The following is a 25,886-nucleotide window of genomic DNA, read 5'->3' as shown; positions in this document are numbered from 1 at the left end:
GTACGTGAATCACCACACTGACGCGAGCGTCCAATGACCGCCTATGCCTTCCGCCTGCTGAACGTATTCGCCGAATCGACGTTCGGCGGCAACCCGCTTTGCGTATTCGAGGATGCGCGCGGCATGGACGACGCGACCATGCAGGCGCTCGCCGTGCAGTTCAACCTGTCCGAAACGACCTTCGTGCTGCCGTCGGAGCGCGCGCATGCGCGGGTTCGCATCTTCACGCCGGGCTACGAGATGGCCTTTGCCGGCCATCCGACGCTCGGCACCGCGCATGTCGTGCGCGACCTTCTGGGCGCGGGCAACGCACTCGCGCTCGAGTTCAAGGCCGGCGTGGTCGACGTCGGCGCGCACGACGATGTGTGGACGTTTACCGCGCCGCATGCCGGCATGCCGAAGACGGCGGCTTGCGAGTTGTCCGATGCCCGGACGGCGGCCCTGCTGGGGCTGACGGAAGACGACCTGCTCGCCCCGCCGATCTGGGTCGATACCGGCGCCGACCAGTTGCTCGTCGCGCTGAAAGACCCCGCCGCCGTGCGCCGTGCGCAGCCCGACAGCGCGGGCATCGGCATCTGGCCGACCAGCAGCCTCGGCCGCAAGACCGCGTATGTATTCGCGTTCGATGCCGAGCGTCCGGGCACGGTGGTGTCGCGTTACTTCTTCGTGAAACAAGGCAGCGTGTCGGAAGACCCGGGGACGGGATCGGCCTGCGCGAACCTGGGCGGGTGGCTGCTTGCGATGAACCGCGACCTGCCCGCCGTGTTTCAGGTCGAGCAAGGCGAAGCCGTCGGTCGGCCTTGCCTGCTGCGATTGTCGGTCAGTGCAAACGGCAAGATCGGTGTCGGCGGGCGCGTGGTCGAACTCGGGCGCGGCGTCGTCAACGTGTAGACGCGCCGGGCGGAAATATCGTCGCGATCGTCAGCATCGCGCTGCGCGCGGGCAACCCGTTGCGATGACGAACCGGCCGCCACCGTCCGGCCACCGCCGGATCGGAAATGCGGTACGGCCGCCCCGCCCGCCACGCCGCAATATGCCGGCGACAAGATCCGCGGCTATCGCCGGATCAATACGCAGCAAGCACGGCACACGCCGCCGCGTTTGTTATGCTGCGCGCATCGCCAGCCCGAGCCGATCGCCGCTCATGAACGCCCTCGCCCCCGACCTCGTCCGCACGCTGCACGCCTCCTGCGATGCCTGCTTCGGCACGACCGCCGTCTGGCCGCTCGTCGAGCACGCGTATGGCGAGCCGCAACGCCACTACCACACGCTCGCGCACCTGGCCGAGCTGTTCGCGCACCTCGCGCCGTATCGCGCGGAACCGCTGTGGCCGGTGATCGAGCTTGCGGTATGGGCGCACGACTTCGTGTACGCGACGACCCTGCCGGATCATGCGGACAACGAAGCACGCAGCGCGCAATGGGTTGTGCAGGTCACGAACGCACACTGCAGCGCATCCTGGTTGCGTGCGCACGCATCGTACGTGTCCGTTGCGCACGACCTCGTACTCGCGACGAAGTCGCACCGGCTGCCCGATGCGTTCGCGTCCGCCCCCGACCTCCAGCGCGCCGGGCGGATTTTTCTCGACGCGGATCTCGCGATCCTCGCGGCCGCGCCCGATCGACTGCGCGAATACGATCGCGCAATCGCATGCGAGTGGGCGCAGGATCCCGATGCGCCATCAGCTGCATTCCGCGAGGGCCGCAAGCAGGCGCTCGAACATCTGCGCGCGCAGGCCCCGCTGTTTCAATCGGCGGAGTTCGCGCCGCTCACACCGCTCGCGCAGCGCAATCTCGATACGCTGATCGCCGAGTACGCGTAAGCGCCGGGCAAGAACACGCGAAAGCGCCCGCATCGCCGCCGCCGGATCGGTCGAGCCGGCCCGTCACGCCTGGCGACCCTCCCCACACTCGAACGGCATTCCTGCTGCGGTGCTCCGCGGCGCGGGGCCCTGCCGCGTCGAATTCATCCGACATCCGACGGCAAAACCGGCCAACACGTCGATTTCCTCCGGGAAGCCACCCCATCCACATCGCGCGTCGGGTGTAACCCTTCAAACATCATGTGATTGCATTTTCACAATCAATGTGATTTTATTATCACATCGTGCATGCCGCCGCCCACCACCCGCGCGGCGCACCCCATACCAAGGAAGAGACGCAGATGGAGACAATCGCCGTTATCGGCAGCAACATGGTCGACCTCGTGACCTACGTCGCACGCATGCCCGCCCGGGGCGAAACGCTCGAGGCGCCGAATTTCGAACTGGGCTGCGGCGGCAAGGGCGCGAACCAGGCGGTCGCGGCCGCCCGCCTCGGCGCGCGCGTCGTGATGGTCACGAAGGTCGGCGACGACGTGTTCGCCGACAACACGATCCGCAACTTCGAGCGCGAAGGCATCGATACCACGCACGTGCGCAAGGTCGCCGGCGTGCCGAGCGGCGTCGCGCCGATCTTCGTCGAACCCGATTCGAGCAACAGCATCCTGATCGTCAAGGGCGCCAACCGCCACCTGACGCCGGCCGACATCGACGCGGCCGCGCCGCAGCTCGCCGAATGCGCACTGATGGTGCTGCAGCTCGAGATCGAGCTCGACACCGTTTATCACGCGATCGAATTCGGCGCACGCCACGGCATTCCGGTGCTGCTGAACCCCGCGCCCGCGGTCGCCGATCTCGATTTCGAGCGGATCCGCACCGTCGAATTCTTCGTGCCGAACGAAACCGAGCTCGCGATCGTGTCGGGCATGCCGGTCGATTCGCGCGACACCGCGGCACGCGCCGCCGAAGCGCTGGTCGCGCGCGGGCTGAAGCACGTGCTCGTCACGCTCGGCAGCGACGGTTCGCTGCTGGTCTCGCGCGACGGCGTGCGGCACGTGCCCGGCGTGCCGGTCGACGCGCGTGACACGACAGGCGCCGGCGACGCATACATCGGCTGCTTCGCGCGCTGCTACGCCGCATCGCGCAACGCGCTCGACGCGATGCGTTACGCGTCCGCGTACGCCGCGCATTCGGTCACGGGCCTCGGCACGCAGAAGTCGTACGCCGACACCGCGACGTTCGAACGCTTCCTCCGCGACGCCGGCATCTGAACGGCGCCTTCATCGACGAGACAACCAGGAAGGAGACACCCATGGGCCGAGCCAGAATCGAACACACACCCGACGGCTATTACCTGAACCGCACGCCGCTCTTCGCCTTCACGCTGCTGTGCTGCCTGTTCGCGCTGTGGGGCACCGCCGCGAACCTGAACGACGTGCTGATCGCGCAGTTCAAGAAGTCGTTCTTCCTGTCCGATTTCGAATCCGCGTTCGTGCAGTCCGCGTTTTATCTCGGCTACTTCTTCCTCGCGATTCCGGCCGCGACCGTCGTGAAGAAGTTCAGCTACAAGACGACGATCCTGGTCGGCCTGCTGCTCTACACGACCGGCTGCCTGCTGTTCTTCCCGGCCGCGTCGATGGCGAAGTACGGGATGTTCCTCGTCGCGCTGTTCGTGATCGCGGCGGGCCTGTCGTTCCTCGAAACCGCGTCGAACTCGTATTCGACGCTGATGGGCCCGCGCGAAACCAGCACGCGGCGGCTGAACATCTCTCAGACGTTCTATCCGTTCGGCGCGATGGCCGGCGTCTACATGGGCAGCTTCCTGATCTTCAAGGAAGGCGATGCGTCGCACGCGCAGCTTGCCGCGATGTCGGCGGCCGACGCCCACGTGCACCAGCTCGCGATGATCCAGGCCACGCTCGAGCCGTACAAGTGGCTGATCGTCGTGCTCGTCGCCGTGTTCATCGTGTTCGCGCTCACGCCTTACCCGGCCTGCAAGGGCAACGGCCCCGGCGCGGCCACGCACCGGATCGACGCGCGCGGCACGCTCGCGCGCCTGTTCGGCAACCGGCGCTTCGTCGCGGGCGTCGTCGCGCAGTTCCTGTACGTCGGCGCGCAGGTGGGCGTGTGGAGCTTCACGATCCGGCTCGCGATGCAGATCGGCGGCCTCACCGAGCGCGGAGCGTCGCACTACCTGCTCGCGACGTTCTTCGCGTTCTTCGTCGGCAAGCTGGTCGCCACGCTCGTGATGAAGCGCGTCGGCCCGGCCAAGGTGCTGATCGTCTACGGCATCCTGTGCATCGCGCTGCTCGCGTATACGATCAGCGTGCACAACATCACGGCCGTCTATGCGGCCGTGGGCGTGAGCGTGTTCCTCGGCCCGTGCTGGCCGACCATCTACGGCCTCACGATCGACGGGCTCGGCAAGGACACCGAATACGGCGGCTCGATCCTCGTGATGAGCATCGTCGGCGGCGCGGTCGTGCCGCTGATCCAGGGGCTGATCTCCGACCACACGGGCGGCAACATGCAGCTCGCGTTCGTCGTGCCGCTCGCCTGCTTCGTCGTGATCGTCTACTACGGCTTCTACTGCCTGCGCCACCTGCCGGCCGCAACGCCCGACGCAACCGCCGACGGCCACGCATCCGCGCGCTACGCCGCCACGCGCAACACGTCGGGAGCATGAGCATGCGAGGCGAAATCGAACTGCGGCGCGACGACTTCCGCGACACGCCGCGCACGCTGTACCGCACCGACGGCCTGACCGTCACCGCGTTCGCGTATCCGTCCGGCGTCGAGGCGCTGAAGCTCGAGAACCGGCGCGGCCATCTCGTCGTGCTGCCGTATCTCGGCCAGATGATCTGGGCCGCCGCGTTCGACGGCCGCGACCTGACGATGAAGCACATGTTCCGGCAACCGAAACGCGCGGCTTCGATCATCGATACCTACGGCTGCTTCATGTTCCACAGCGGGCTGCTGCGCAACGGCTGCCCGGGGCCGGACGACACGCATGCGCTGCACGGCGAGATGCCGTGCGCGCCGATGGACCGCGCGAGCCTGGTCATCGGCGCGGATGCGCGCGGTACGTTCGTCGAAGTGACCGGCGAGTACGAATACGTGCAGGGTTTCGGCAGCCACTACATGGCGCGTCCGTCGGTGCGGCTCACGGAGCACGACGCACAGATGACGATCTCGATGGACGTGACGAATCTCGGCGGCGCGCCGATGGACCTGATGTACATGGCGCACCTGAACTACGCGTACGTGCCCGGCGGCCGTTTCGTGCAGTCGCTGCCGCACAACGGGCTGCGGCTGCGCGACAGCGTGCCCGCGCACGTGAAGCCGACCGCCGCATGGCGCGACTACACGGCCACGCTCGCGCGCGAACCGCAACGGCTTCACACGCTCGATGCGCCCGCGCTGTACGACCCGGAGATCGTGTTCTTCATGAACGAGGCGGAAACGGATGCCGGCGGCGTCGCGCATTTCCGGCTCGCGCATCCGGACGGCGGCGCATTCCACACTGCGTACCGCCCCGAGCAATTCCCGCATGCGACGCGCTGGATCCTGCACAACGCGGACCAGCAGGTCGCCGCATTCGCGCTGCCGTCGACCTGCGAGCCGGAGGGTTATCAGGCCGAGCGCCGCAAGGGCCATGTCGCGACCCTCGCGCCGGGCGCGACGCGCCGCTTCGAGGTCGTCACCGGCTACCTGAGCGCGGCGGAAGCCCGCCATGCCTGATGCGATGCAAAGCGCGATGCCCGCGCGCGCGGCGTCAGGTCACGAGCGCGATCCCGTGTTCGCGGATCGTCGTTTCGTAGCGGCTGCTCAGTTGCCCGTCCGAGATCACGTAGTTGAAGTCGGTCAGCTCGGCGAAATAGGCCGCGCGCACTTCGTCGAACTTCGTATGGTCGACGAGCAGGAAGCGGTTCTGCGCGCGTTCCATCACCTTCTTCTTCGCGTCGACTTCGTGGAAGTTGAAGCAGGTCACGCCGCAGCGGTCGCTCACGCCGGCCGCCGAGATGAACGCCTTCGACACGCGCACCGTATCGAGGATGCCCGTCTCGGCCACCGACTCGAACACCATGTTCTTGCGATGGTACGCACCGCCGCACAGGATCACGCTGCAATGCGGCTTCTGCTGCAGCTTCGCGAACACGTTCAGCGAATTGCAGACGGCGGTGAATTCGAGGTCGTCCGGAATGAAGTCGACGACGAACGGCGTGGTCGAGCCGCAGTCGACGAAGATCGTGTCGCCGGTCGTCACGAACTGCGCGGCCAGCTTGCCGATGCGGCGCTTCTCCTCGGTCTGCCGGTCGTTCTCGGCGCTGACCACGTACTCGCCGATGTCGCTGCGCTGCGCTGCGAAGTGGCGGGTCACGTAGCCGCCGATCAGGCTGAGGCCGTGCGGGTTGTCCGCGAGATCGCGGCGGATCGTCATTTCCGATACGCCGAACAGCTCGGCGACTTCCTTCAGATGAATCGCGTTCTGCCCTTGCAGCACGTTCATCAGCGTCTTGATTCGTTCGCCCTTCTTCGTTTCCATGCCAGTATCCTGCGTGCGCGCCGCGTCCGTCGCTTGTCGTGCCGGGCGCGCGGGCCCGGCCGGAATGTCGTATTTGTAACAAACCGATGTGAAAACATCAACTTTCCGTGTGCCCTTCCGGCACACGATCCGTGGAGTCCTGAAACATGCCGCTTTCCAACGCCCAACTCGCTCAAACCATCGATCACACGCTGCTCGCGCCCGACGCGAGCGACGCGCAGATCCGCGACCTCTGCCGCCAGGCGGCCGAGCATCGCTTTTACTCGGTCTGCGTGAATTCGGCGAACGTGCCGCTCGCCGCGCGCGAGCTGGCCGATACCGGCGTGCTCGTCTGCGCCGTGGTGGGTTTTCCGCTCGGCGCGGGGCTGTCGGCCGCCAAGGCATTCGAAGCCACCGCCGCGATCGCGGCGGGCGCCGGCGAGATCGACATGGTGATCAACATCGGTGCGCTGAAGAGCGGCCGCGCCGACGACGTGAAGGCCGACATCGAAGCCGTGCACCGTGCCTGCGGTGCGGTGCCGCTCAAGGTGATCCTCGAAACGGGGCTGCTGACCGACGACGAGAAGGTGCGCGTGTGCGAGATGTGCCGCGATCTCGGCGTCGCGTTCGTGAAGACGTCGACCGGGTTCGGCCACGGCGGCGCGACGCTCGCGGATGTCGCGCTGATGCGCCGCACGGTCGGCCCCGTCCTCGGCGTGAAGGCATCGGGCGGCGTGCGCGACCGCGCGGCCGCGCTGGCGATGATCGAAGCCGGCGCGACGCGGCTCGGTACGAGCTCGGGGGTGGCGATCGTCACCGACCAGGGCGGCGCCGAATCGGCGTATTGACGACGCGGGCCACCGACGGCTGCGGTGGTGCACCTCGCGCCGCCGCTGCTATCGCGCGCGTTGTCGAGCCTCTTCAGCGGCTTTGCAGTCGGCATGGTCGTCGCGTCGTCGATCCGGTTCCATGCATGTACCGAACGGCTTTAGATCGATAGAGCATCCGTGGCCCGTATCGCGTTGTCCTGCTGCCCGGCGGCCTGCCATGAAATAACTTAGTTAGCCGAATCATCTGCGATAAACAACGATCACCTATCACTCAATTAGAGAGATTCAATTGGCATCGCGCATGTCGACGAGACTACAGTTCGGCGGGGTCTTCCCCCGAATTTCATCCAAGGAACCTCATCGATATGTCAAACACCGCGAATCGCTTCTTGCAGAGCATGATTGCCGCGGCCTGCGTTGCATTGGCCTCTTCCTCACATGCAGCCGAACTGACGCGCGACAACGGCTCGCCCGTCGGCGACAACCAGAATTCGCAGACAGCCGGGCCGAACGGGCCGGTGCTCCTGCAAGACTCGCATCTCATCGAAAAACTCCAGCGCTTCGATCGCGAACGCATCCCCGAGCGTGTCGTGCATGCCCGCGGCACCGGTGCATTCGGTGAATTCGTGCCGAGCGCCGACATCAGCGACCTGACGACGGCCAAGGTCTTCACGCCCGGCACGAAGACGCCCGTGTTCGTCCGCTTCTCGACCGTGATGGGTTATCGCGGCTCGCCCGAGCAGGCGCGCGATCCGCGCGGTTTCGCCGTGAAGTTCTATACGGAACAGGGCAACTGGGATCTGGTCGGGATCAACCTGCCGATCTTCTTCATCCGCGACGCGATCAAGTTCCCTGACTTCGTCCACGCGAACAAGCCGAGCGCGGTCACCGGCGTGCAGGATGCGAACCTCGCGTTCGATTTCTTCGCGCACGCGCCCGAAGCAACCAGCATGCTGACCCGGCTGTACTCGATCGAGGGCATGCCCGATTCGTACCGGAACATGGACGGCTACGGCGTGCACGCATTCAAGTTCGTCAACGCCGACGGCAAGTACACGTACGTGAAGTTCCACTGGAAAAGCGCGCAAGGGATGCACGGGCTGCGCCCGAAGGACATTCCCGGTTCGATCGGTGCCGACTGGAACCTGATGACGAACGATCTGTATGGCGCACTGAAGGCGGGCAACGCACCGAAGTGGGATCTCTACATCCAGGTGCTGAAGCCGTCCGAGCTCGACGCGTTCGACTTCAACCCGCTCGACGACACCAAGGTATGGACCGGCGTGCCGGAGCGCAAGATCGGCACGCTGACGCTGAACCGCGTGCCGGACAACTACTTCGAGTCGACCGAGGAATCCGCCTTTGCCCCGTCGCGGATGGTGCCGGGCATCGAGCCGTCGGAAGACCGGATGCTGCAGGGCCGGATGTTCTCGTACGCCGATACGCAGATGTACCGCCTCGGCGCGAACTTCAACCAGTTGCCGATCAACCGTCCGCGCGTGCCCGTCACGAACAACAACCAGGACGGCGCGATGAACTTCGGCGACCGCAAGGGCGAAGTGAACTACGAGCCGTCGGCGTTGAACGAACTCGCGCAGAATCCGCGTTACAAGTCGGTCCAGACGCCGCTTGCCGGCACGACGCAACAAGTCGCGATCCGCAAGACGCTGAACTTCCGGCAGGCGGGCGAGTACTACCGCACGCTGCCCGCGCAGGAGCGGCAAGATCTGGTGACCGCGTTGTCGGGTGACCTGAACCACGTGACGAACGACGCGAACAAGTACGCGATGCTGTCGTACTTCTACAAGGCCGATGCGGACTACGGGACGCGCCTGGCGCGTGCCACGCACGCCGACCTGACCCGCGTGAAATCGCTCGCCGACAAACTCGTCGAGAACTGATCGGGCAACCCCGCGAAGGCTGCCGGTGCGGCCTTCGCGTCCCGACCCATCGATCCGATTGCGCCGCGCGGCCATGCGCGGCGCGCATTGCTGATGAAGAATCGACTCCGAACCGCCCTCTCCCGCGCGCTCGCAATCACCGGAGCCGTCGTGCTCGCGGCCTGCGCACAAACCGCACCGCCCGCGGCCGTGCCGCACCCCGATGCGCACGCCGACCTGCGCCGCTATGACGACGCATGGTTTGCCGCCGCGCGCCTCGGTCGCATCGACATCCTGCAGGCACTCGTCGACGCGCGCTATCCGATCGACGCAACGACACGCGAAGGTTATACGGCGGTCATCCTGGCCGCCTATCGCGACCAGCCCGCAACGCTCGACTATCTGCTGCGCAACGGCGCGGACCCGTGCCTCGGCGATCGTCACGGCAACACGGCCCTGATGGGCGCGCTGTTCAAGGGCGAGACCGCGATCGCGAAGCGGCTGGCCGACACGCACTGCCCGATCGACCAGACCAATCACGCCGGCGAAACGGCGCTGTCGTTCGCCGCGCTGTTCGGCCGCCTCGACATGCTGCCGGTACTCGTCGCACACGGTGCGAACCCCGATCACGTCGATGCGCTCGGCCGCACCGCACTGCAGAACGCGATCCTGCAAGGCAATGACGCCGCGGTTGCCGCACTGGAAAAGGTTGGCGCGACACCGAATGCCGATGTGACGTTGCGCTCGAGGCCGTGACCGCTCGACCTTGAACCGGCCCTCGAGGGCATGATCTCCGATCGGCAAAGGCGGCCACCGACAGTTTCGACGAAGGCGCCTCTTCCGCCCGCTCCGCGACATCGGCACAATGCCGGTCATGCGCCAAGACAACGCCTTCGTTTACCCGTCCGCCGGTCCCGTCGGCCGCCTCGCCAACCGGCTCGTCGCGAGCCGCCCGCTGCTGCGCGCACGCCGCGCGCTGCTGTCGCAGCTGCCGTTCCTGCAACTCGCGAGCGAAGTCGAGAACGTCGTGTACTGCACCTGGCTCGTCGATGTCGCCGCCGTCGCGCACCTGGTGCCGCGCGGCGTCACGCTCGCGAGCCGCGACGGCCGCACGCCGTTTACGATCCTCACCTATGCGCACCGCCATTTCGGCCCGCGTATCGCGGGCCCGCTGCGACGCGTGTTCCCGTCGCCGCTGCAAAGCAACTGGCGGCTTTACGTCGATGCGCTGCCGGGTGGCGTGCCGGCCGATCGCACGGTGCTGTTCGTGAAGAACGTGTTCGATCATCCGCTCTATGCGCTTGGCAGCCGGCTCTTCAGCGACGCGCTGCCGTCGCATCTCGCCGCGCGTTTCACCCATGCCGTGCAGGACGGACGTTATCGAACACTGCTGTCAGGCGGAACCGGAAGCGCGCCCGATTTCCACTGCTCGGCGGCCGTATCGAACGACGACACGCTACCCGCCGCGTTCGCGCCGTTCTTCGGAAGCTGGCGCGACGCCGTCGCCTACCTGTCGCTGCAGCACGCGGCCGTCGCGCATGTCGCGGACTGCGACGGCCTCGCCCATGCTTCGATCGACCTGCCGATCGACATCGATGCGGTGCGGCCGCTGAAACCGGTCGAACCGGTCGGCGGCGGCGCCTTCCTCTCGCGGATCGGCACGACCGGCGAACCGCTGTGCTTCGTCGTGCCGGATGTTGCGTTCCGCGTGTTGTCGGAGCGGGTGCTGTAACGCCCCGCTCAACCCGCGCGCCGCGCGTGCGCGGGTTCGTCCGCGTCGCGTTCGTCCGCCAGCCGCCCGAGGTAATCCCGCACGAACTGCCCGGCAATCCGCCCCGACCGCGCACCGCGTTCCAGCGCCCACTGCAGCGCCGGTTCGCGCGCCGCGCGGATCTGCTCCGCATCGAACCCGGCTTCGCCGAGCCGGCTTTCGACGACGGCCAGGTACGCATCCTGCGTGAACCCGTAGAACGTCACCCAGATCCCGAAGCGCTCGGACAACGAAATCCGCTCCTCGACCGCGTCGCCCGGATGCAGCTCGCCGTTCTCCGCGCGCGACACGTTCGCGTTGTCGCTCGCCTGCTCGGGCATCAGATGGCGGCGATTCGACGTCGCGTACACGAGCACGTTCGACAGATCGCTCGCGACGGAGCCGTCGAGCACTGTCTTGAGCTCCTTGTAACCGGTCTCGCCGGCCTCGAACGACAGGTCGTCGCAGAACACGATGTACCGCTCGGGCCGCGCACGCACCAGCTCGACGATCGCCGGCAGATCGCTCAGCCGCTCCTTGCCGACCTCGATCAGCCGCAGCCCGTGCGGCGCGAACGCGTGCAGGCATGCTTTCACGATCGACGACTTCCCGGTGCCGCGCGCGCCGGTCAACAGCACGTGATTGGCCGCGAACCCGCGCACGAACTGCCGCGTGTTCCGTTCGACGATCGCCACCTGACGCTCGACGTTGCGCAGCGCATCGAACGTTGTCAGCGCAGGCGCCGCGACCGGTTCGAGCGGCGCCGTGCGCGGCCCGCCGTCGAAACCGCGCCAGCGGAACGCGACGGCCGCGTCGAAATCGACGGCCGCCGGCCGGCCGGTGCCCGCGAGTGCCTCGAGCGCGGTCGCGATCCGTTCGAGCTGATGCGCGAGCGCCGGACCGTCGACGGATGCGCGCGCGTCCGGCAGCGCCGCCATCAGGTTCTGCATGTCGCGGTCGCCGCTCATTGCCGTACTCCCTGCGACGCACTCGCGTGGAACGGGAACCGCTGCGCGATCGCCACGCCGACGAGCGCCACGCCGCCGCCGATCAGGTGATACAGCCGCAGCGATTCGCCGAGCAGCACGATCGCGCCGCCGGCCGTCATCACCGGCAGCAGGTTCATGAACATCGCGCAGCGGCTCGGGCCGAGCAGCCGCACGCCCTGCATCCACAGGTACGGCAGCACGACCGACGCCAGCACGCCGGCATACAGGATCAGCGGCACGCTCGCGCGGGTCGGCCACGCCGCCTGCGCGGGCAGGCGCAGCAGCATCGGCACCATGAAGACGAGCGCGGCGAGCGCCTGCACGTAGGTCGACTGCCACGCCGGCAGCGCGCCGATGCGCCAGCGCTTGAGCAGCACGCCGTACAGCGCATACGCGGCCGACGCGGCCAGCATCAGCAGGTCGCCCGCGTGCACGCCGCGCGCGGCGATCGTCGTCGGGTGCCCCTCGGCGATCAGGTAGACGACGCCCGCGAGCGACAGCACCCCGCCGCCGATCATGCCGGCCCCCGGCGGATCGCCGAGCAGCAGCGAGCTGAGCGCCATCGTCATCAGCGGCACGAGCGCCGTGATGATCGCCATGTTGGTCGCGCTCGTCGTTTTCGCGGCCTCGTAGGACAGGCTCTGGAACAGCGCCATCGCGAGAAAACCGAGCACCGCGAGCTTCGGCAGGTGCGCGACGAGCGCCGCGCGGTTGCGCCATGCGGGGCGCAGCGTGAACACGCTCATCAGCGCGACGGCGAGCAGCAGCCGGTAGAACGTGATCGCCGACGGGTCGATCGTCGATGCCGACAGCTTCGACACGACCACGTTGCCGGCCCACAGCGCGATCGCGCAGAAGGGAAACAGAAAAGGAGGCTTGTTCATCGCGTTTGACGGATTAATATCGTGGCAGGGTGCGAGCGTGAATCGGAACGCCATCGTGCCCGCCCGCCCAACTGCCTGTCTCACGCCAAAATGTCAGGACTTGTCGCCAATCGGACACTCGAGCCCACCCCGCCGCTTGCGCACCTGCGCTACGAATCGACGCCGATGCCTGTGTCGGCGATGGCGGCGGCGTACCCGCACGGCACGTCGATACCGACGCACTGCCATCGCCGCGCGCAACTGCTCTATGCGATCGAGGGCGTGATGCACGTGCAGTCCGAGGGCGCGTCGTGGGTCGTGCCGCCCACGCGCGGCGTGTGGCTCGAAGCCGGCCTCGACCACACGGTGCAGATGAGCGGCGACGTGCAGATGCGCACCGTGTTCGTCGAACCGGGCACGGTCGAGCACCTGCCCGCGCGCAGTTGCGTGGTGGAAGTGCATCCGCTGCTGCGCGAGCTGATCCTCGCCGCGGTCGACGTGCCGCTCGACTACGCGCCGGGCTCGCGCCACGATCACCTGATGCACCTGCTGCTCGCCGAGGTGACGGTCGCGCCGCTGCTGCCGCTGTACCTGCCGTGGCCGCACGACGCACGGCTGCGGACGATCTGCGACTCGCTCGTCGCCGCGCCCGACGATCCGTGCACGATCACCGAATGGGCAGACCGGCTCGGCCTGTCGGTCCGTACGCTGCATCGCGCGTTCCGGCGCGAGACGGGGCTCAGCTTCCGCCGCTGGCGGGAGCAGGCGCGGCTGCTGCTCGCGCTCAAGCGCCTCGCGCACGGCGAGAAGGTGCTGACCGTCGCGATGGATCACGGCTACAGCAGCCAGAGCGCGTTCTCGGCGATGTTCAAGCGGCATTTCGGCGTGTCGCCGTCGGCGTTTTACGCGTAGCGCGTGGCCGTGCGCGACGGGGGACGCTACCGCGCCGCGATCCCCGCGATGAAGAACACGCATGCGGCGGCCGACGCGACCGTGCGCACGTGATTCCACCTCGTCCAGTCGTGCACGTAACGCGTCCACAGCGCGGCGCCGTGCGCGGTCGACGGATCGGCCGCGGCGAGCGCATCGTTGAGCGGCACGTTGACGGCCATCGTCACCGCGAACATGCCGAACACGTACAGCACGCCGCCCGCGAGCGCCGCCATCGCCCCCGGCTGGCCGCGATCGAGCAGCGCGATCACGACCAGGGCCAGCGCCATCAGCGTCGTGACGAGGAACAGCGGCATGAACGGCGAACGCACGATGTCGACGTTGATCGCGTTCATCGCAGCCACGCCGGCATGCGGCGAGATCCGCCCGAGCGACGTCATCACGAACGTCGAAAACGCGAAGTACACGCCGGCCATCAGCCCGCAGCCGATGGCCGAGCCCCACAGCAAGACGGGCGTCACGAACGCGATCATGATCGTGCACTCCACACGCCGGTCGCGGCCGTCGCGCGCGCATAGTCGGCGAAGTCGCGTGCCGGCCGCCCGAGCGTCGCTTCGATGCCGTGCGTCACCGCACTGTTGCGCCCGTCGAGCACCACGCCGAACAGATCGTCGAGCAGCACGACGACCGGCTCCGGTACGCCGGCCTCGCGCAATCCGGCCGCGAACGCATCGGCCGGAATCTCGCGATAGACGACCGGCCGGCCGGCGGCCCGCGCGATTTCGCCGACCGCTTCGGCGAACGTCAGCGCGCGCGGGCCCGTGACCTCGATCACGCGGTTCGCGAAGCGCGCATCGGTGAGCGCGGCCACCGCGACGTCCGCGAGGTCGTCCGCATCGACGAACGGCTCGCGCACCGCGCCGGCCGGCAACGCGACTTCGCCCGCCAGCACGCCGTCGATCAGGTAGCCCTCGGAGAAGTTCTGGTTGAACCAGCTCGCGCGCACCACGCCCCAGCCCACGCCCGACGCCTGCAGCGCGGCCTCCGCGGCCTGCGCGCGCGGCTCGCCGCGCCCGGACAGCAGCACGACGCGCTCGACACCGCTTTCCCGCGCCAGCCGCGCGAACGCGGCGATCGCCTCCACCGCGCCCACGACCGCCAGATCGGGCTGGTAGGTCACGTACGCGGCCGACACGCCCGCGAGCGCGGCGGGCCACGTCTCGGGCGCCGTCCAGTCGAAGCGGACGGCCGACGTGCGCGACACGGGCCGCGTCGCGATGCCGCGCGCGCGCAGCCGTGCATCGACGCGGGCGCCCGTCTTGCCCGAACCGCCGACGATGAGGGTGGGAAGTGCCGACATGACCGTCTCCTTTGACCAAAATGCGAGAATGTCTCGCGTTTCGAAAACACGATAGACTCTCGCATTAGCAACGTCAAGTTTTTCTGGAGGCGGCATGGGCCGACAAAAATCGGGGCAAAACGACGAGCCCGACGCGGCGGCAGCGGCATCGGATACCCCGGCGCGCGCGCGGCTGGTACCGACGCAGCAACGCAGCCGCGAGCGGTTCGAGCGCATTCTCGCGAGCGCGTCGGAGGTGATGATCGAGAAAGGCTGCGACGCGTTCCGGATGAGCGACATCGTCGAGCGCACGGGCATCTCGTTCGGTTCGCTGTACCAGTACTTCCCGGACAAGGCGGCCGTGATCGGCACGCTCGCGGAGCGCTACAACGAAGCCGGGCACGACTGCGTGCGGCGCGATCTCGCCGCGATGAAGTCGCTCGACGACCTGCACGCCACGCTCGCCCGCATCACGGACAGCTATTACCGGATGTTCGTCGACGAGCCGCTGATGCGCGACATCTGGCGGGCCACGCAGGCCGACCGCGCACTGCAGGCGCTCGACCGGGCGGACGGCGAGTTTCTGGCGGGGCTGTTGACAGATGCACTGCGGGATCTCGCACCGGCGGTGCCCGACGCGCAGTTGGCGGCGTTCTCGGAATTGACGATGGTGTTGATCGCCGCGGCGGTGCGACATGCGATCGAGTTGCCGCCGAAGGCGGCGCGCAGGATTCTCGCGATGTTCAAGCAAACATTGCCGGAAAATCTTTCCGTGCTTGACAGCTAGGCCGCGCACGAATTTCATAATCGGGAAATTCTCATTCCCCGTTCATTATTGAATATTCGCCAATATAATTACAAAAAAACCAAGGGCGCAACGCGAGACCGCGGCGCCCGCATCCCTGATTCCCCGTTCAAACCGATTCAAAGCTCCGCTACGCTCGAAAGCGCGGAGCTTCCGTTTTTTTCGCGCAAAGCAATCCGCTTCATGAAGCGACGCGCGTTTCGCGCCGGTGAACTCCGCGACGCTTTATTCAGCGTTGCGGCAGCCAGACTCCGCCGGAGTCAATAAATCGCGAGATGATTTACCGGAATAGATTAATTAAAAAATGACGATGATCAATGGAATCGATTTCAATCAATAATCACAATCATCCATCGATTCTTCCATTTACTTTTCAATATTGCTTCCGCTAAGCTTGCGCCAGGATTTTTTTGACGCCGACCAGATTGATCGACGAATTTCAGATTCAGGCGAATTTGAATTAAACCGATCGATTATTGTTTATTTTGAAAATCAAATGAGACGATATCACTCCACCGAAACCGGCCAGCCTTCATCCGGTTGACCGGGCACGCCGTGCGTCGCTCGGCGGCAGATGCCTGCCGCCCCGACCACATCTCTTTGGCATCGCGACTCAGGCTGCGCGGGCTGCGTCCGGTCATGGCGCACGGCCCACGCTGCACCGCACCGCTATCGCGAACTTCGAACTCACACTCTTGCGAGCGCTGACGATGGACGACTTTTGCCGCGCGAATTTGCCCCCTGCCGAGGATTGGCCGACGTTCGTCTTCGAATTGCCGGGGCTGCAGTTTCCGCCGTTTCTCAATTGCGCCGCCGCGCTGCTGGATACCGCCGTCGACGAGCGCGGCTGGGGCGATCGCGTGGCGATCACGACCGGGTCGGGCATCACGTGGTCGTATCGCGAATTGCGCGATGCCGCCAACCGGATCGCCAACCTGCTCGTCCATGACGGGGGCCTCGTGGCCGGCAATCGGGTGCTGCTGCACGGCGCGAATCACCCGATGCTGGCCGCCGCGTGGTTCGGCGTGGTCAAGGCCGGCGGCGTCGCCGTCGCAACGATGCCGAAGCTGCGCGCGGGAGAACTGTCGACCATCATCGGGCGGGCCCGGGTCACGCACGTCATCTGCGAAGCCGGGCTGTCCGCCGAACTCGACGCGGCGATGACGAGCCTGCAGTGGCGCGGCGACGTTCGACGCTACGACACGGACGACACGCATCCGCACGCGCGCTGGCTCGACGGCCATTCGGCGGCATTCGCGGCCGCCGAAACACGCGCGGACGATCCCTGCCTGATCGCGTTCACGTCGGGAACGACCGGGGAACCGAAGGCAACCGTCCATTTTCATCGCGACGTGATGGCGGCCTGCCACTGCTTTCCGCAGCACGTGCTCCGGCCTACGGCCGACGACGTCTTCTGCGGATCGCCGCCGCTCGCGTTCACGTTCGGCCTCGGCGCGCTGCTGCTGTTTCCGGTCAGCGTCGGCGCGAGCGTCGTGCTGTTGCCGAAAGCGGGCCCGGAACAGCTGCTGGCCGCCGTCGAGCGGCATCGGGTCAGCATCCTGTTTACGGCGCCGGCGGCCTATCGGGCCATGCTCGATCATCTCGACCAGCGTGACCCGTGCGACATCTCGTCCCTGCGCAAATGCGTGTCGGCGGGCGAAGCGCTGCCGCCATGGACACGCGATGCGTGGCAGATCCGCACCGGCCTGCACCTGATCGACGGCATCGGGTCGACCGAGATGCTGCACATCTTCGCGTCGACGGGCGACACCGGCACGAAGGACGGTGCGATCGGCAAGGCGGTGCCCGGTTACCGCGTTGCCGTCGTGGACGAGCACGGCCAGTGCCTGCCGCCCTACGAGATCGGCTACCTGGCCGTGCAGGGGCCGACCGGATGCCGCTACCTGAACGACACGCGGCAACGCGACTACGTCAAGCACGGCTGGAACCTGACGGGCGACAGCGCCTACCTGGACGAGGACGGCTATCTGTTCTACCAGGCACGCGCGGACGACATGATCATCACCTCCGGCTACACGGTGTCGCCCGGCGAAGTGGAGCAGGCGCTGCTGCGCCATCCGGATATCGCCGAATGCGGCGTCGTCGGGCAGGTCGACGAACGGGGCGGCACGCTCATCTGCGCGCACGTGGTGCTGCGCCCGGGCGTCGACGGCTCGGATGCGTTGACGACGCAGCTTCAGCAGCACGTGAAAAGCGTGATTGCGCCATACAAGTGCCCGCATCGCGTGGCCTATCACGCCGGTTTACCGCGCAACGAATCGGGCAAATTGCGGCGCGCCGTGCTCCGGCAGGCGGGTCATGGCGCGGCGCGTTCCCTGAATCAAGCAGTCCAAAGCGAAGAAATCCTATGAAAATTCTCGGCGCCGCGGCGGCCATTCCGGCCCCCGCGATCACCGCGCAATCCTGCGCGAACGACTACGCGATCAAGGCGGCCAGGCAGGCGCTGCAACAAGCCGGTTGCCTGCCGTCGGAACTGGATCTGATCGTCAGCCTGTCGATCTCCCCCAGCCGGATGGCGGACGCCCCGTCGATCGCGGGCCCGCGGCTGGCGCACCCCGTGCAGCGCGACCTGCGTGCGCGACATGCGGCCGTGTTCGATCTGCTCGATGCGGACTGGACGCTCGCACTCGATCTCGCGCAAAGCCATTGCCGGCAGCTCGGCTATCGGCGAGCGCTCGTCGTTCGCGCGGAAGCGCTCGCGGACGTCGAGCAGGTGGCCGAGAGCGGCTTCGCCGACGGTGCGGGCGCGATCGTGCTGACGCCGTCTGGCCATGACCGCGCTTATGCGAGCCGCTACGCGGATCTCGATTCCCCGCCGTTCGCGACGCTCGACGCGCTTGCGCCCCGGCGCGTGAACGGCAGCCTGTCGCTGGCCCGCTTCGAAAGCCGGTTCGATCGCACCACCGGCCGGTTCGACGCCGAACCGGCCAATGCGGGCGCCGCGGTCAACGCAATGCTCGACGCGGCGCAAAGCCGCATCGACCGGCGTGCCGCCACGCTGTTCTGCGAATCGTGGCTGGGCGGATGGCCGTCGATCGCCACCGGCGCGCGGGATGCTTTCCGCGTCGACGTCGTCACCGGTCCGGCGGAGATTCCGAACCCGTTCCAGCTGCCCGCGTGGCTCGCGTCGCGCGTCGCAGATTCGATTTCGTTGCGCGACGATGAACGGACGGTGATCGCCATGACACTGGATCCGTTCCGGCCGCGCATCGCCTGCAGCACGATGGAGGTCTGACGGTGCACAACGTCCGAATCGCAAGTCTCGCCTGCCGCCTGCCGGCACGCCAGGTCCCCAACGACGATCCCGTCTTTGCGGGCGTCGAGCCCATTCCGGCGGAATGGTGGCAATTCTGGGGCATTGAATCGCGCCACATGATCGACCCCGATGCCGGCGAATCCGAGCTGGCGCTGGCCGAGCGCACGGCCCGCGATGCCCTCGCGCGTGCCGGCGTGGAGCCCGCCGAACTCGACCTGGTGCTGTTCAACATGACGTCGCCGTTCGTGTCGCTCGCCGACGGCCGGCGCCGGTTCGCGCCGCGGCTCTCGCGCGCGCTGCGCGACCGGCTCGGCGCCACGCGCGCGCTCGATGCCGATATCGAGATGGAATGCGCGAGCTTCGTGCTGCAACTGCAGCTCGCCGCCAACCTCATCAAGCAGGGGCGCGTGAAACGGGCGCTGGTGTGCTCGTCGGAGCGCATGTCGGCGGTGGTCGACTACACGAGCAAGTCGTCGACGAACTTCGGCGACGGCGCGGCCGCGGCCGTGCTCGTCGCGGAGCCGGCCGACCCCGACGGCGCCGACTGGCTGGATGCCGCATATCACAGCGACGCCACCCGCTACGACCTCGTGACGATGCAGTGGCGCAATGCGCAGGCCGCGGCCGACGACGACGCGGAAACCGGCGCCGACAACCCGTTCGGCGTGTATTTCACGCTCAAGCCCGAAGCGCAGGAGGCGATCTCGCGCTTCATGCCGGTGGCCATTCCCGACATCGTCGAGCGCCTGCTGCACCGGAGCGGCACCGGCATCGCCGACGTCGATGCGATGGTGTTCCACCAGCCGTCCGCGCTGCTCGTGCGCTCATGGGCGCAGCGGCTCGGGCTCAGGTCCGATCAGTACGTGATTCGCGTGGCCGATTGCGCGTGCCTCGTGTCGGCCGCCGTGCCGTTCGCGCTGGCCGAGTCGATCCGGCAGGGCGTGATCCGGCCGGGATCGAAGGTCGTGATTGCCGGCGCGGGCGCCGGCTGGGGCTTCGGTGCGCAATTGTGGCGCTGGGGCGAAACCGTCGTGTCCGATGCGGGCGGCACGGTCGCCGCCGTGACGGAACAGGAGGGTCAGGCATGAGCGCCCGTCTCGTCATCGCCGGGTTCGGCCATGCGCTGCCCGAGCGGATCGTCGGCAACGACGAAGTCGCCGGCATGATCGACACCAGCGACGCGTTCATTCGCGAACGCACCGGTGTCGTCGCGCGACGTTATCTCGCCCCCGATCAGCATCTGGCGGATCTCGCCTGCCCGGCCGCGGAACGCGCCATGGCCGACGCGGGCGTCACGGCGCACGACGTCGACCTGCTGATCGTCAACACGCTGTCGCCCGATCATCACGATCCGTCGCAGGCGTGCTACATCCAGCCCCGGCTCGGCTTGCGGGAGGTGCCGTGCTTCGACATCCGCGCGCAATGCAGCGGCGGGCTCTACGGGATCGAGATCGCGCGCCACTTCCTCGCGAGCGGCCTGTATCGCAACGTGCTGCTGGTCTGCGCCGAGGCGCTGTCGCGGCGCATCGACACGAGCAACGCCGGGCGCAACCTGTCGATCCTGCTGAGCGACGGCGCCGCCGCGCTGCTGCTGCAGGCGACGGCCGAGCCGGCGCGCGGGCTGATCGACCTGACGCTCGGCGCCGACGGCACCCAGTTCGACCTGCTCGCCACCGAGGCGCCCGGCGCGCGGCGCCCGCGCTTCATCGACGCGGACGACATCGCGGCCGGCCGCCACCACTTCCGGATGAAAGGCGCGCCGATGTTCGAAGACGCGACGCGCCGCATCGTCGACGCGTGCCGGCAGATGCTCGACAAGCACCGGCTGACGATCGGCGATATCGGCCTGGTCGTGCCGCACCAGCCGAACCTGCGCATCCTCGACGCGGTCATCGAGCGGCTCGGGCTGCCCCGCGAGCGCTGCATGATTTCCGTCGATCAACTGGGCAACATGGCGAGCGCGGCGTTTCCGGTCGCGCTCTCCCTCGCCCGCGAGCAAGGCCGCATGCCGGCCGGCCAGCTCAACCTCCTCGTGACCTACGGCGCGGGCGCGACATGGGCCTGTGCGCTCTATCGGAGCTGAACGACATGCTGAACGCATCCCCCGGGTGGATCGAGCCGCGGCTGGCGCTGATCGGCACCGCCGACGTGCCGCTGTACGTGATCGTCAACGACGAGGCCGCGACGCTGATCGAGGGCGGCCTGAGCGGCATGACGGCGCTCGTATGGCAGCAGCTTCACGACCTGCTGCGGGACTTCGGCGGCATCCGGCATTTGCGCTACTGGCTGATCACCCACTCGCACTATGACCATTGCAGCCTGCTGATGACGCTCAAGTCGCGCATGCCGTGGCTGCATGTGTCCGGTTCGCCCGACGCGTTCGATGCGTTCCAGAGCCCGTCGGCGTGCCGCACCATCCGCCAGCTCGACGAGCACGCGTCACGGTCGTGGGAACCCGCCGCCGGCGCCGATTTCACCGAGTTGTCCGACCTGCCGTTCTACCCGGTCAATCCGGGCGCGCAGCTCGATATCGGCGACGGGATGCAGATCCGCACGATCGCGCTGCCGGGCCACAGCCGCTGCCAGTTCGGCTACTACTGCCCGCAGCTGGACATCGGTTTCGTGTCGGATGCGCTCGGCGAGTTTCAGGACGCCTCCCACTGGCTGCCGCTGGTCTTTCAGGACCTGTTTGCGTACCGGCACTCGCTGGACGTCATCGAACAGCTGCATGCACCGCGGCTTGCCCTGGGGCACCACGGCATCCTCACCGGCGAGCTCGCCCGGTCGGCCGCACGGCATGCGCGCGCGTGCCTCGATGCACGCGAGGCCGACGCACGCGCGGTTCGCGGCAACGCCGCCGCCACGCAGGCACTGGCCCACCAGTGGACGGCCCGTTACGCGGCAAGAAGCGAAAAGGTCGTGCCGCGTTTCCTGCATCTCAAAAGCATGACGCACATGATCGACCTGTTCCATCGCGCCGAATAGCCGTATCCGGATGTCCGCCGCGGCAACGCACGGGCGCCGGCCGGTGCGGGGCCCCTGCTCGCTGTTTTCATTCCTCTTCCGACGACATCATGACCACTGCGACCTTGCCGACTACGCTTGGCGAATTGCTTCAGAACCGCGCCGCCACACGCGGCGACCACACCGCCTACGTGTTCCTGAGCGGGCCGCCCGAGCAGGAACGGGCCGAATCGATGACCTTCTCCGAGCTCGACGTGCGCGCCCGCCGGGTCGCCGCGCTGCTGCGGCAGAACGCGGTCGACGTCGGCGACCGGGTGCTGCTGCTGTGCCGGCCGGGGCTCGATTACGTCGGCGCCTTCATGGGGTGCCTGTATGCGGGCGCGATCGCGGTGCCGGCCTACCCGCCACGCAACAGGCAGCATATGGTGCGGATCGCCGGCATCGTCGAAAACGCGGGCGCCGACACGATCCTCTGCTCGGCCGAGGACCACGCGCGTTGCTCGACCTGGCTCGCCGATACCGACGCGTCCGGCAGCACGCTGCTCGACGTCGGCGGCGCGCAGGCGCTGGCTCCCGTGGATTCGCCCGCCGGCGTGCAGCCGTCCCACATCGCGTTTCTGCAATACACGTCGGGGACGACGGGCACACCGAAAGGCGTGATGGTGAGTCACGCGAACCTGATCCACAACCTGGGGCTGATACGCGAATGGCTTGCGTATGACGAGTCGAGCACGATCGTCAGCTGGCTGCCGCCGTATCACGACATGGGCCTGATCGGCGTGATCCTGACGTCGCTCTACGGCGGCTTCCGCAGCGTGCTGATGGCCCCGGAACGGTTCATCCAGCATCCATACCTGTGGCTGCGCGCGATCAGCCAGTACCGCGCGGACCTGACGGGCGCGCCCGATTTCGCGTACCGGATGTGCTGCCGACGGATCTCCGACGAACAACTGGCGACGCTCGACCTGTCGTGCCTGCGGGCCGCGTACAACGGCGCCGAGTCGGTGCGCGCCAGCACCCTGACGGATTTCTCGCAGCGCTTCGCGGCAGCCGGCTTCACCGCCGACGGGTTCCTGCCGTGCTACGGGCTCGCGGAGGGCACGCTGTACGTCGCCGGCCGCACGGAACGGCACCCGGTCCGCACGCTGTGCGTCGACCAGGCCGCGCTCCAGCGGCAATCGGTGGTGTTGCGCAACGAGACCCTCGGCGTGTCGCCGCAACCGCTGGACCGCCCGGGCGAGCGGGTTCTGGTCGGCGTGGGCCGCACCGACGGCGAACAGCAGGTGATCGTGCGCGACCTGGAGACCAACGCCCGGTGCGACGACCGGACCATCGGCGAAATCTGCGTGGCCGGCCCGAGCGTCGCCGCCGGCTACTGGCGGCTGGACGAGCAGACGCATTCGACCTTCCGGCACACGCTGGCCGGCGACCGCGACCAGGCATTCATGCGCACCGGCGATCTCGGCTTCATTCTGGATGACGAACTGTATGTCACCGGCCGGCTCAAGGACATGGTGATCCTCGCCGGCCGCAACTACTACTCGGAAGACATCGAGTACGCGCTGATCGTCGGCGTGCCGGAACTGGTGCCGAATGGCTGCGCGGCCTTCATGGACGACCAGGCCGACGCGGAACGCCTGATCGTCGTGGCCGAAGTCGAGCGCACGCAGCGCAAGGGCAATCTCGACAGCTTCATCGACGCGATTCGCCAGGCGATCTGGAACCGCCTCGACATCGGGCCGAGCAGGATCGTGCTGGTGTCGCCCGGCAGCGTGCCGAAGACGTCGAGCGGCAAGGTGCGCCGCAGCACCTGCCGCACGCAGCTGCACGACGGCGCGCTGACGATCCTCGCGCAGTGGGACGTCGACGCCGGCACGCAGACGCCGGCACCCGATCGCGGGCAGCCCGCGCGCCCGGCCGCCGGTGCCGACAAGCCGACGGCCAACGATCGCGGGCGCGACGACGCCGCCACCGTGGACGAACTGAACGACTGGCTCAGGCACTACGCCCGCACGCGGATCGATTCGCGCACCATCGACGAGCGACGCACCATTCCGCCGCACATCGTGCTCGACTTCGGCAACCGGGGCCTGCTCGGCATGCCGGTCGACCGTTCGCATGGCGGGCTCGGGCTCGGCCACCGCGACATGGCGCGCGTGTTTGCGCAACTGGCCGCGATCGATTCGACGCTGGCTTTTTTCGTCGCCCTGAACAATACGCTCGGCATCGTGCCGATCATGCAGCACGCGCAGCCCGCGTTGCGCGACGAACTGCTGCCGAGCCTCGCGAGCGGCCGGATGCTCGCCGCATTCGCGATCACGGAGCCGGCCGCGGGCTCGCATGTCCGCGCGATCGCCTCCCGCGCGCAGCGCACCGCGTCCGGCGACTGGCTGGTCACCGGCACCAAGCGCTGGAGCGGCTCGTCCGCGTGGGCGGGGATCATCAACGTGTTCGCGAAGCAGGCCGACGGCACGGGAATGGTCGGCCTGGCGGTGCGACCCGGCACGCCGGGCGTGCGGATCGGCGCCGAAGAGCTGACGATGGGCGTGCGCGGCATGATCCAGAATTCGCTGCATCTGGATCGGGCGCGGATCAGCGACGCATGCCGGCTCGGCGACATCGGCCAGGGCATGTCCGTGGCGCAGCACGCGATGAACATTGCGCGCCTCGGCATCGCCGCCGTCAGCGTGGGCGGCATGAAGCGCTGTGCGCAGCTGATGCATCGCTACGGGGCGCGGCGCGAGGTCGCCACCGGGCTCCTGCTGGACAATCCGCTGAGCCGCCTGCGCCTGGGCGAGTTGCGCGACCGCATCGACGGGCTCGACGCGCTGGTCGAGCACCTGGCCACCGAGCTGGACCTCGGCGTCACGTTGCCTGAAGACTGCCTGCTGATCGCGAAGATTCTCGGCTCCGAGCTGCTGTCGCAATCCGCCGACGAGCTGATGCAGTTCCTGGGCGGCCGCGGTTACATCGAGACCAACTTCGCGCCGCAGATCTTCCGCGACGCGCGCCTGACCCGCATCTTCGAGGGGCCGACCGAGACGCTGCTGGTTCACCTCGGCAGCCGTCTGCTGAACGGAAGCGACGAGCTTCCGCGCTATCTGGAAAGCGCACTGGGCGCCGGCGTGCTGGCCACGGAGCTGCGCGAGCTTGGCGCCCAACTGTCGCAGGACGGGCTCGCCAATGCGGCGAAACTCGGCGGCGCCGCGCATGCCGCCGTCTGGGTCAATTACTGGCTCGGCACGGTCGCGCAATGGGGATTGCTGCTCGCGGTGACCGAACGCGGGGCTGCGCAGCAGCGCATCGGTGACGGCGCGCTGCGCTGGGCGCAGCGCCGGTACGAACTCGCGATCGAGGCGGCACAGCGGCAGGTCGGCCTGCGATCCGCACTGACCACGTCGGCGCAATTGCACGACTGGGCCGCGCGGATCGGGCTCGAGATCGGCGCGATCGAGCAAACGGTCCCGGGTGCAAGCCAGCTCGTCGATCCGTTGCTGGACGCCAATCCCGGCGAGCACCCGGCCACCGGCATGCCCGACACCCCCGACGCGCCCGACACGCCGGCCGACGAAGACGCCGGTTCGGCACCGGCCCCGATCGCGGGCGAGCCGGCGAGCCTGCTCGATCGCCAGCAGGTTCATGCCGTCGAACAATGGCTCATCGCGTGGCTGGGCGAGCGCCTCAAGCACCGCAAGCTTCGATTGACGCGCGAGTCGACGTTCGCCGAGATCGGCTTCGACTCGATCCTCGCCGTCGAAATGACGATCGTATTCAGCGAGGCGTTCAGCGTGAGCGTCGATCCGTCCGCGGTCTGGGACTACCCGTCCATTCGCGCGCTGGCCGCTCATCTCGCGCCCCGTACTCGCGGCGCCGCGCCGGCGGCGGTCGTGGCGCACGCCGATCCGGATGCTCCTTCAACCTTTGCAGCCCAACCTTCGATCCTGTGAGACCGTC

The 25,886-nt window shown here is 67.7% G+C and carries 22 protein-coding genes; 17 read left to right on the top strand and 5 right to left on the bottom strand.

The window, feature by feature from the left end; translation table 11 throughout:
- Window positions 1-33 precede the first annotated feature (33 nt).
- The 5 genes from ABY44_RS40120 (at window position 34) to ABY44_RS40100 (ending at window position 5,560) form a co-directional block, all read left to right on the top strand.
- A complete protein-coding gene (locus ABY44_RS40120) occupies window positions 34-891 on the top strand; it encodes a PhzF family phenazine biosynthesis protein (RefSeq protein WP_060174772.1) in 858 nt (285 codons plus the stop codon).
- A 253-nt stretch (window positions 892-1,144) separates the two neighbouring features.
- On the top strand, window positions 1,145-1,822 hold the full coding sequence (locus ABY44_RS40115; protein WP_060174773.1) for a hypothetical protein: 678 nt from the start codon (window positions 1,145-1,147) through the stop codon (window positions 1,820-1,822).
- 341 nt (window positions 1,823-2,163) lie between these two features.
- A complete protein-coding gene (gene rbsK / locus ABY44_RS40110; protein ID WP_060174774.1) occupies window positions 2,164-3,090 on the top strand; it encodes a ribokinase in 927 nt (308 codons plus the stop codon).
- A gap of 41 nt (window positions 3,091-3,131) precedes the next feature.
- On the top strand, window positions 3,132-4,505 hold the full coding sequence (gene fucP, locus ABY44_RS40105; RefSeq protein WP_059862737.1) for an L-fucose:H+ symporter permease: 1,374 nt from the start codon (window positions 3,132-3,134) through the stop codon (window positions 4,503-4,505).
- A 2-nt stretch (window positions 4,506-4,507) separates the two neighbouring features.
- On the top strand, window positions 4,508-5,560 hold the full coding sequence (locus tag ABY44_RS40100) for an aldose 1-epimerase family protein (protein WP_060174775.1): 1,053 nt from the start codon (window positions 4,508-4,510) through the stop codon (window positions 5,558-5,560).
- Window positions 5,561-5,594: 34 nt separating this feature from the next.
- On the opposite strand, the gene deoR is transcribed toward ABY44_RS40100, so the two are convergent.
- Entirely contained in the window at window positions 5,595-6,365 is a 771-nt protein-coding gene (gene deoR / locus ABY44_RS40095; protein WP_059697223.1) for a DNA-binding transcriptional repressor DeoR, read from the bottom strand.
- A gap of 146 nt (window positions 6,366-6,511) precedes the next feature.
- On the opposite strand from deoR, the gene deoC reads away from it, so the two are divergent.
- From deoC to ABY44_RS40075, 4 genes are all read left to right on the top strand, one after another.
- Entirely contained in the window at window positions 6,512-7,192 is a 681-nt protein-coding gene (deoC, locus tag ABY44_RS40090; RefSeq protein WP_060084143.1) for a deoxyribose-phosphate aldolase, read from the top strand.
- A gap of 380 nt (window positions 7,193-7,572) precedes the next feature.
- A complete protein-coding gene (locus ABY44_RS40085) occupies window positions 7,573-9,075 on the top strand; it encodes a catalase (RefSeq protein WP_172535144.1) in 1,503 nt (500 codons plus the stop codon).
- A 93-nt stretch (window positions 9,076-9,168) separates the two neighbouring features.
- On the top strand, window positions 9,169-9,810 hold the full coding sequence (locus ABY44_RS40080; RefSeq protein ID WP_060174790.1) for an ankyrin repeat domain-containing protein: 642 nt from the start codon (window positions 9,169-9,171) through the stop codon (window positions 9,808-9,810).
- Window positions 9,811-9,919: 109 nt separating this feature from the next.
- Window positions 9,920-10,786: a DUF2071 domain-containing protein gene (locus tag ABY44_RS40075; RefSeq protein WP_060174776.1), complete on the top strand. Its 867-nt coding sequence runs from the start codon at window positions 9,920-9,922 to the stop codon at window positions 10,784-10,786.
- 8 nt (window positions 10,787-10,794) lie between these two features.
- On the opposite strand, the gene ABY44_RS40070 is transcribed toward ABY44_RS40075, so the two are convergent.
- Both ABY44_RS40070 and ABY44_RS40065 read right to left on the bottom strand, forming a co-directional pair.
- Window positions 10,795-11,742 carry an ATP-binding protein gene (locus ABY44_RS40070; RefSeq protein ID WP_059697250.1) on the bottom strand — a complete coding sequence of 316 codons (948 nt, stop codon included), beginning with the start codon at window positions 11,740-11,742 and terminating at the stop codon, window positions 10,795-10,797.
- Window positions 11,743-11,768: 26 nt separating this feature from the next.
- Window positions 11,769-12,677, bottom strand: a complete 909-nt coding sequence (locus ABY44_RS40065; protein WP_027792389.1) for a DMT family transporter — start codon at window positions 12,675-12,677, stop codon at window positions 11,769-11,771.
- A 90-nt stretch (window positions 12,678-12,767) separates the two neighbouring features.
- Here ABY44_RS40065 and ABY44_RS40060 point away from each other — a divergent pair, with 90 nt between their 5' ends.
- On the top strand, window positions 12,768-13,568 hold the full coding sequence (locus tag ABY44_RS40060; protein WP_060174777.1) for an AraC family transcriptional regulator: 801 nt from the start codon (window positions 12,768-12,770) through the stop codon (window positions 13,566-13,568).
- 26 nt (window positions 13,569-13,594) lie between these two features.
- Here ABY44_RS40060 and ABY44_RS40055 read toward each other — a convergent pair whose 3' ends face one another.
- Window positions 13,595-14,080 carry a DUF1772 domain-containing protein gene (locus ABY44_RS40055; RefSeq protein ID WP_060174778.1) on the bottom strand — a complete coding sequence of 162 codons (486 nt, stop codon included), beginning with the start codon at window positions 14,078-14,080 and terminating at the stop codon, window positions 13,595-13,597.
- On the bottom strand, window positions 14,077-14,907 hold the full coding sequence (locus ABY44_RS40050) for an NmrA family transcriptional regulator (RefSeq protein ID WP_059697228.1): 831 nt from the start codon (window positions 14,905-14,907) through the stop codon (window positions 14,077-14,079). The genes ABY44_RS40055 and ABY44_RS40050 overlap by 4 nt, the downstream gene beginning before the upstream one ends.
- A 94-nt stretch (window positions 14,908-15,001) precedes the next feature.
- On the opposite strand from ABY44_RS40050, the gene ABY44_RS40045 reads away from it, so the two are divergent.
- From ABY44_RS40045 to ABY44_RS40015, 7 genes are all read left to right on the top strand, one after another.
- Entirely contained in the window at window positions 15,002-15,673 is a 672-nt protein-coding gene (locus ABY44_RS40045) for a TetR/AcrR family transcriptional regulator (protein WP_059697229.1), read from the top strand.
- A gap of 728 nt (window positions 15,674-16,401) precedes the next feature.
- Window positions 16,402-18,063, top strand: coding sequence for an AMP-binding protein (locus ABY44_RS40040; protein WP_060174779.1), 1,662 nt, complete (start codon window positions 16,402-16,404; stop codon window positions 18,061-18,063).
- A complete protein-coding gene (locus ABY44_RS40035; RefSeq protein WP_060174780.1) occupies window positions 18,060-18,947 on the top strand; it encodes a hypothetical protein in 888 nt (295 codons plus the stop codon). Before ABY44_RS40040 ends, ABY44_RS40035 begins: the two co-directional genes overlap by 4 nt.
- Entirely contained in the window at window positions 18,926-20,056 is a 1,131-nt protein-coding gene (locus ABY44_RS40030) for a 3-oxoacyl-ACP synthase III family protein (RefSeq protein WP_175862430.1), read from the top strand. Before ABY44_RS40035 ends, ABY44_RS40030 begins: the two co-directional genes overlap by 22 nt.
- Entirely contained in the window at window positions 20,053-21,051 is a 999-nt protein-coding gene (locus ABY44_RS40025; RefSeq protein WP_060174781.1) for a ketoacyl-ACP synthase III, read from the top strand. The genes ABY44_RS40030 and ABY44_RS40025 overlap by 4 nt, the downstream gene beginning before the upstream one ends.
- A gap of 5 nt (window positions 21,052-21,056) precedes the next feature.
- Window positions 21,057-21,953 carry an MBL fold metallo-hydrolase gene (locus tag ABY44_RS40020; RefSeq protein ID WP_059524875.1) on the top strand — a complete coding sequence of 299 codons (897 nt, stop codon included), beginning with the start codon at window positions 21,057-21,059 and terminating at the stop codon, window positions 21,951-21,953.
- 89 nt (window positions 21,954-22,042) lie between these two features.
- Entirely contained in the window at window positions 22,043-25,879 is a 3,837-nt protein-coding gene (locus ABY44_RS40015; RefSeq protein ID WP_060174782.1) for an AMP-binding protein, read from the top strand.
- The last annotated feature ends 7 nt before the right edge of the window (window positions 25,880-25,886 follow it).

The organism is Burkholderia sp. ZZQ-2 (assembly GCF_050768715.1).
Taxonomy (GTDB): domain Bacteria; phylum Pseudomonadota; class Gammaproteobacteria; order Burkholderiales; family Burkholderiaceae; genus Burkholderia; species Burkholderia cepacia.
The sequence above is the reverse complement of the archived record's forward strand: the minus strand, read 5'-3'. Positions and strand labels throughout refer to the sequence as shown.

Bases quoted from the DNA above. Each gene is read 5' to 3' on its own strand.
- ABY44_RS40115 (WP_060174773.1), top strand. From the start codon at position 1,145: ATGAACGCCCTCGCCCCCGACCTCGTCCGCACGCTGCACGCCTCCTGC.
- ABY44_RS40120 (WP_060174772.1), top strand. From the start codon at position 34: ATGACCGCCTATGCCTTCCGCCTGCTGAACGTATTCGCCGAATCGACG.
- deoR (WP_059697223.1), bottom strand. From the start codon at position 6,365: ATGGAAACGAAGAAGGGCGAACGAATCAAGACGCTGATGAACGTGCTG.
- deoC (WP_060084143.1), top strand. From the start codon at position 6,512: ATGCCGCTTTCCAACGCCCAACTCGCTCAAACCATCGATCACACGCTG.
- ABY44_RS40045 (WP_059697229.1), top strand. From the start codon at position 15,002: ATGGGCCGACAAAAATCGGGGCAAAACGACGAGCCCGACGCGGCGGCA.
- ABY44_RS40035 (WP_060174780.1), top strand. From the start codon at position 18,060: ATGAAAATTCTCGGCGCCGCGGCGGCCATTCCGGCCCCCGCGATCACC.
- ABY44_RS40065 (WP_027792389.1), bottom strand. From the start codon at position 12,677: ATGAACAAGCCTCCTTTTCTGTTTCCCTTCTGCGCGATCGCGCTGTGG.
- ABY44_RS40100 (WP_060174775.1), top strand. From the start codon at position 4,508: ATGCGAGGCGAAATCGAACTGCGGCGCGACGACTTCCGCGACACGCCG.
- ABY44_RS40080 (WP_060174790.1), top strand. From the start codon at position 9,169: ATGAAGAATCGACTCCGAACCGCCCTCTCCCGCGCGCTCGCAATCACC.
- ABY44_RS40055 (WP_060174778.1), bottom strand. From the start codon at position 14,080: ATGATCGCGTTCGTGACGCCCGTCTTGCTGTGGGGCTCGGCCATCGGC.
- ABY44_RS40050 (WP_059697228.1), bottom strand. From the start codon at position 14,907: ATGTCGGCACTTCCCACCCTCATCGTCGGCGGTTCGGGCAAGACGGGC.
- ABY44_RS40070 (WP_059697250.1), bottom strand. From the start codon at position 11,742: ATGGCGGCGCTGCCGGACGCGCGCGCATCCGTCGACGGTCCGGCGCTC.
- ABY44_RS40060 (WP_060174777.1), top strand. From the start codon at position 12,768: ATGTCAGGACTTGTCGCCAATCGGACACTCGAGCCCACCCCGCCGCTT.
- ABY44_RS40015 (WP_060174782.1), top strand. From the start codon at position 22,043: ATGACCACTGCGACCTTGCCGACTACGCTTGGCGAATTGCTTCAGAAC.
- ABY44_RS40025 (WP_060174781.1), top strand. From the start codon at position 20,053: ATGAGCGCCCGTCTCGTCATCGCCGGGTTCGGCCATGCGCTGCCCGAG.
- rbsK (WP_060174774.1), top strand. From the start codon at position 2,164: ATGGAGACAATCGCCGTTATCGGCAGCAACATGGTCGACCTCGTGACC.
- fucP (WP_059862737.1), top strand. From the start codon at position 3,132: ATGGGCCGAGCCAGAATCGAACACACACCCGACGGCTATTACCTGAAC.
- ABY44_RS40085 (WP_172535144.1), top strand. From the start codon at position 7,573: ATGATTGCCGCGGCCTGCGTTGCATTGGCCTCTTCCTCACATGCAGCC.
- ABY44_RS40040 (WP_060174779.1), top strand. From the start codon at position 16,402: ATGGACGACTTTTGCCGCGCGAATTTGCCCCCTGCCGAGGATTGGCCG.
- ABY44_RS40075 (WP_060174776.1), top strand. From the start codon at position 9,920: ATGCCGGTCATGCGCCAAGACAACGCCTTCGTTTACCCGTCCGCCGGT.
- ABY44_RS40020 (WP_059524875.1), top strand. From the start codon at position 21,057: ATGCTGAACGCATCCCCCGGGTGGATCGAGCCGCGGCTGGCGCTGATC.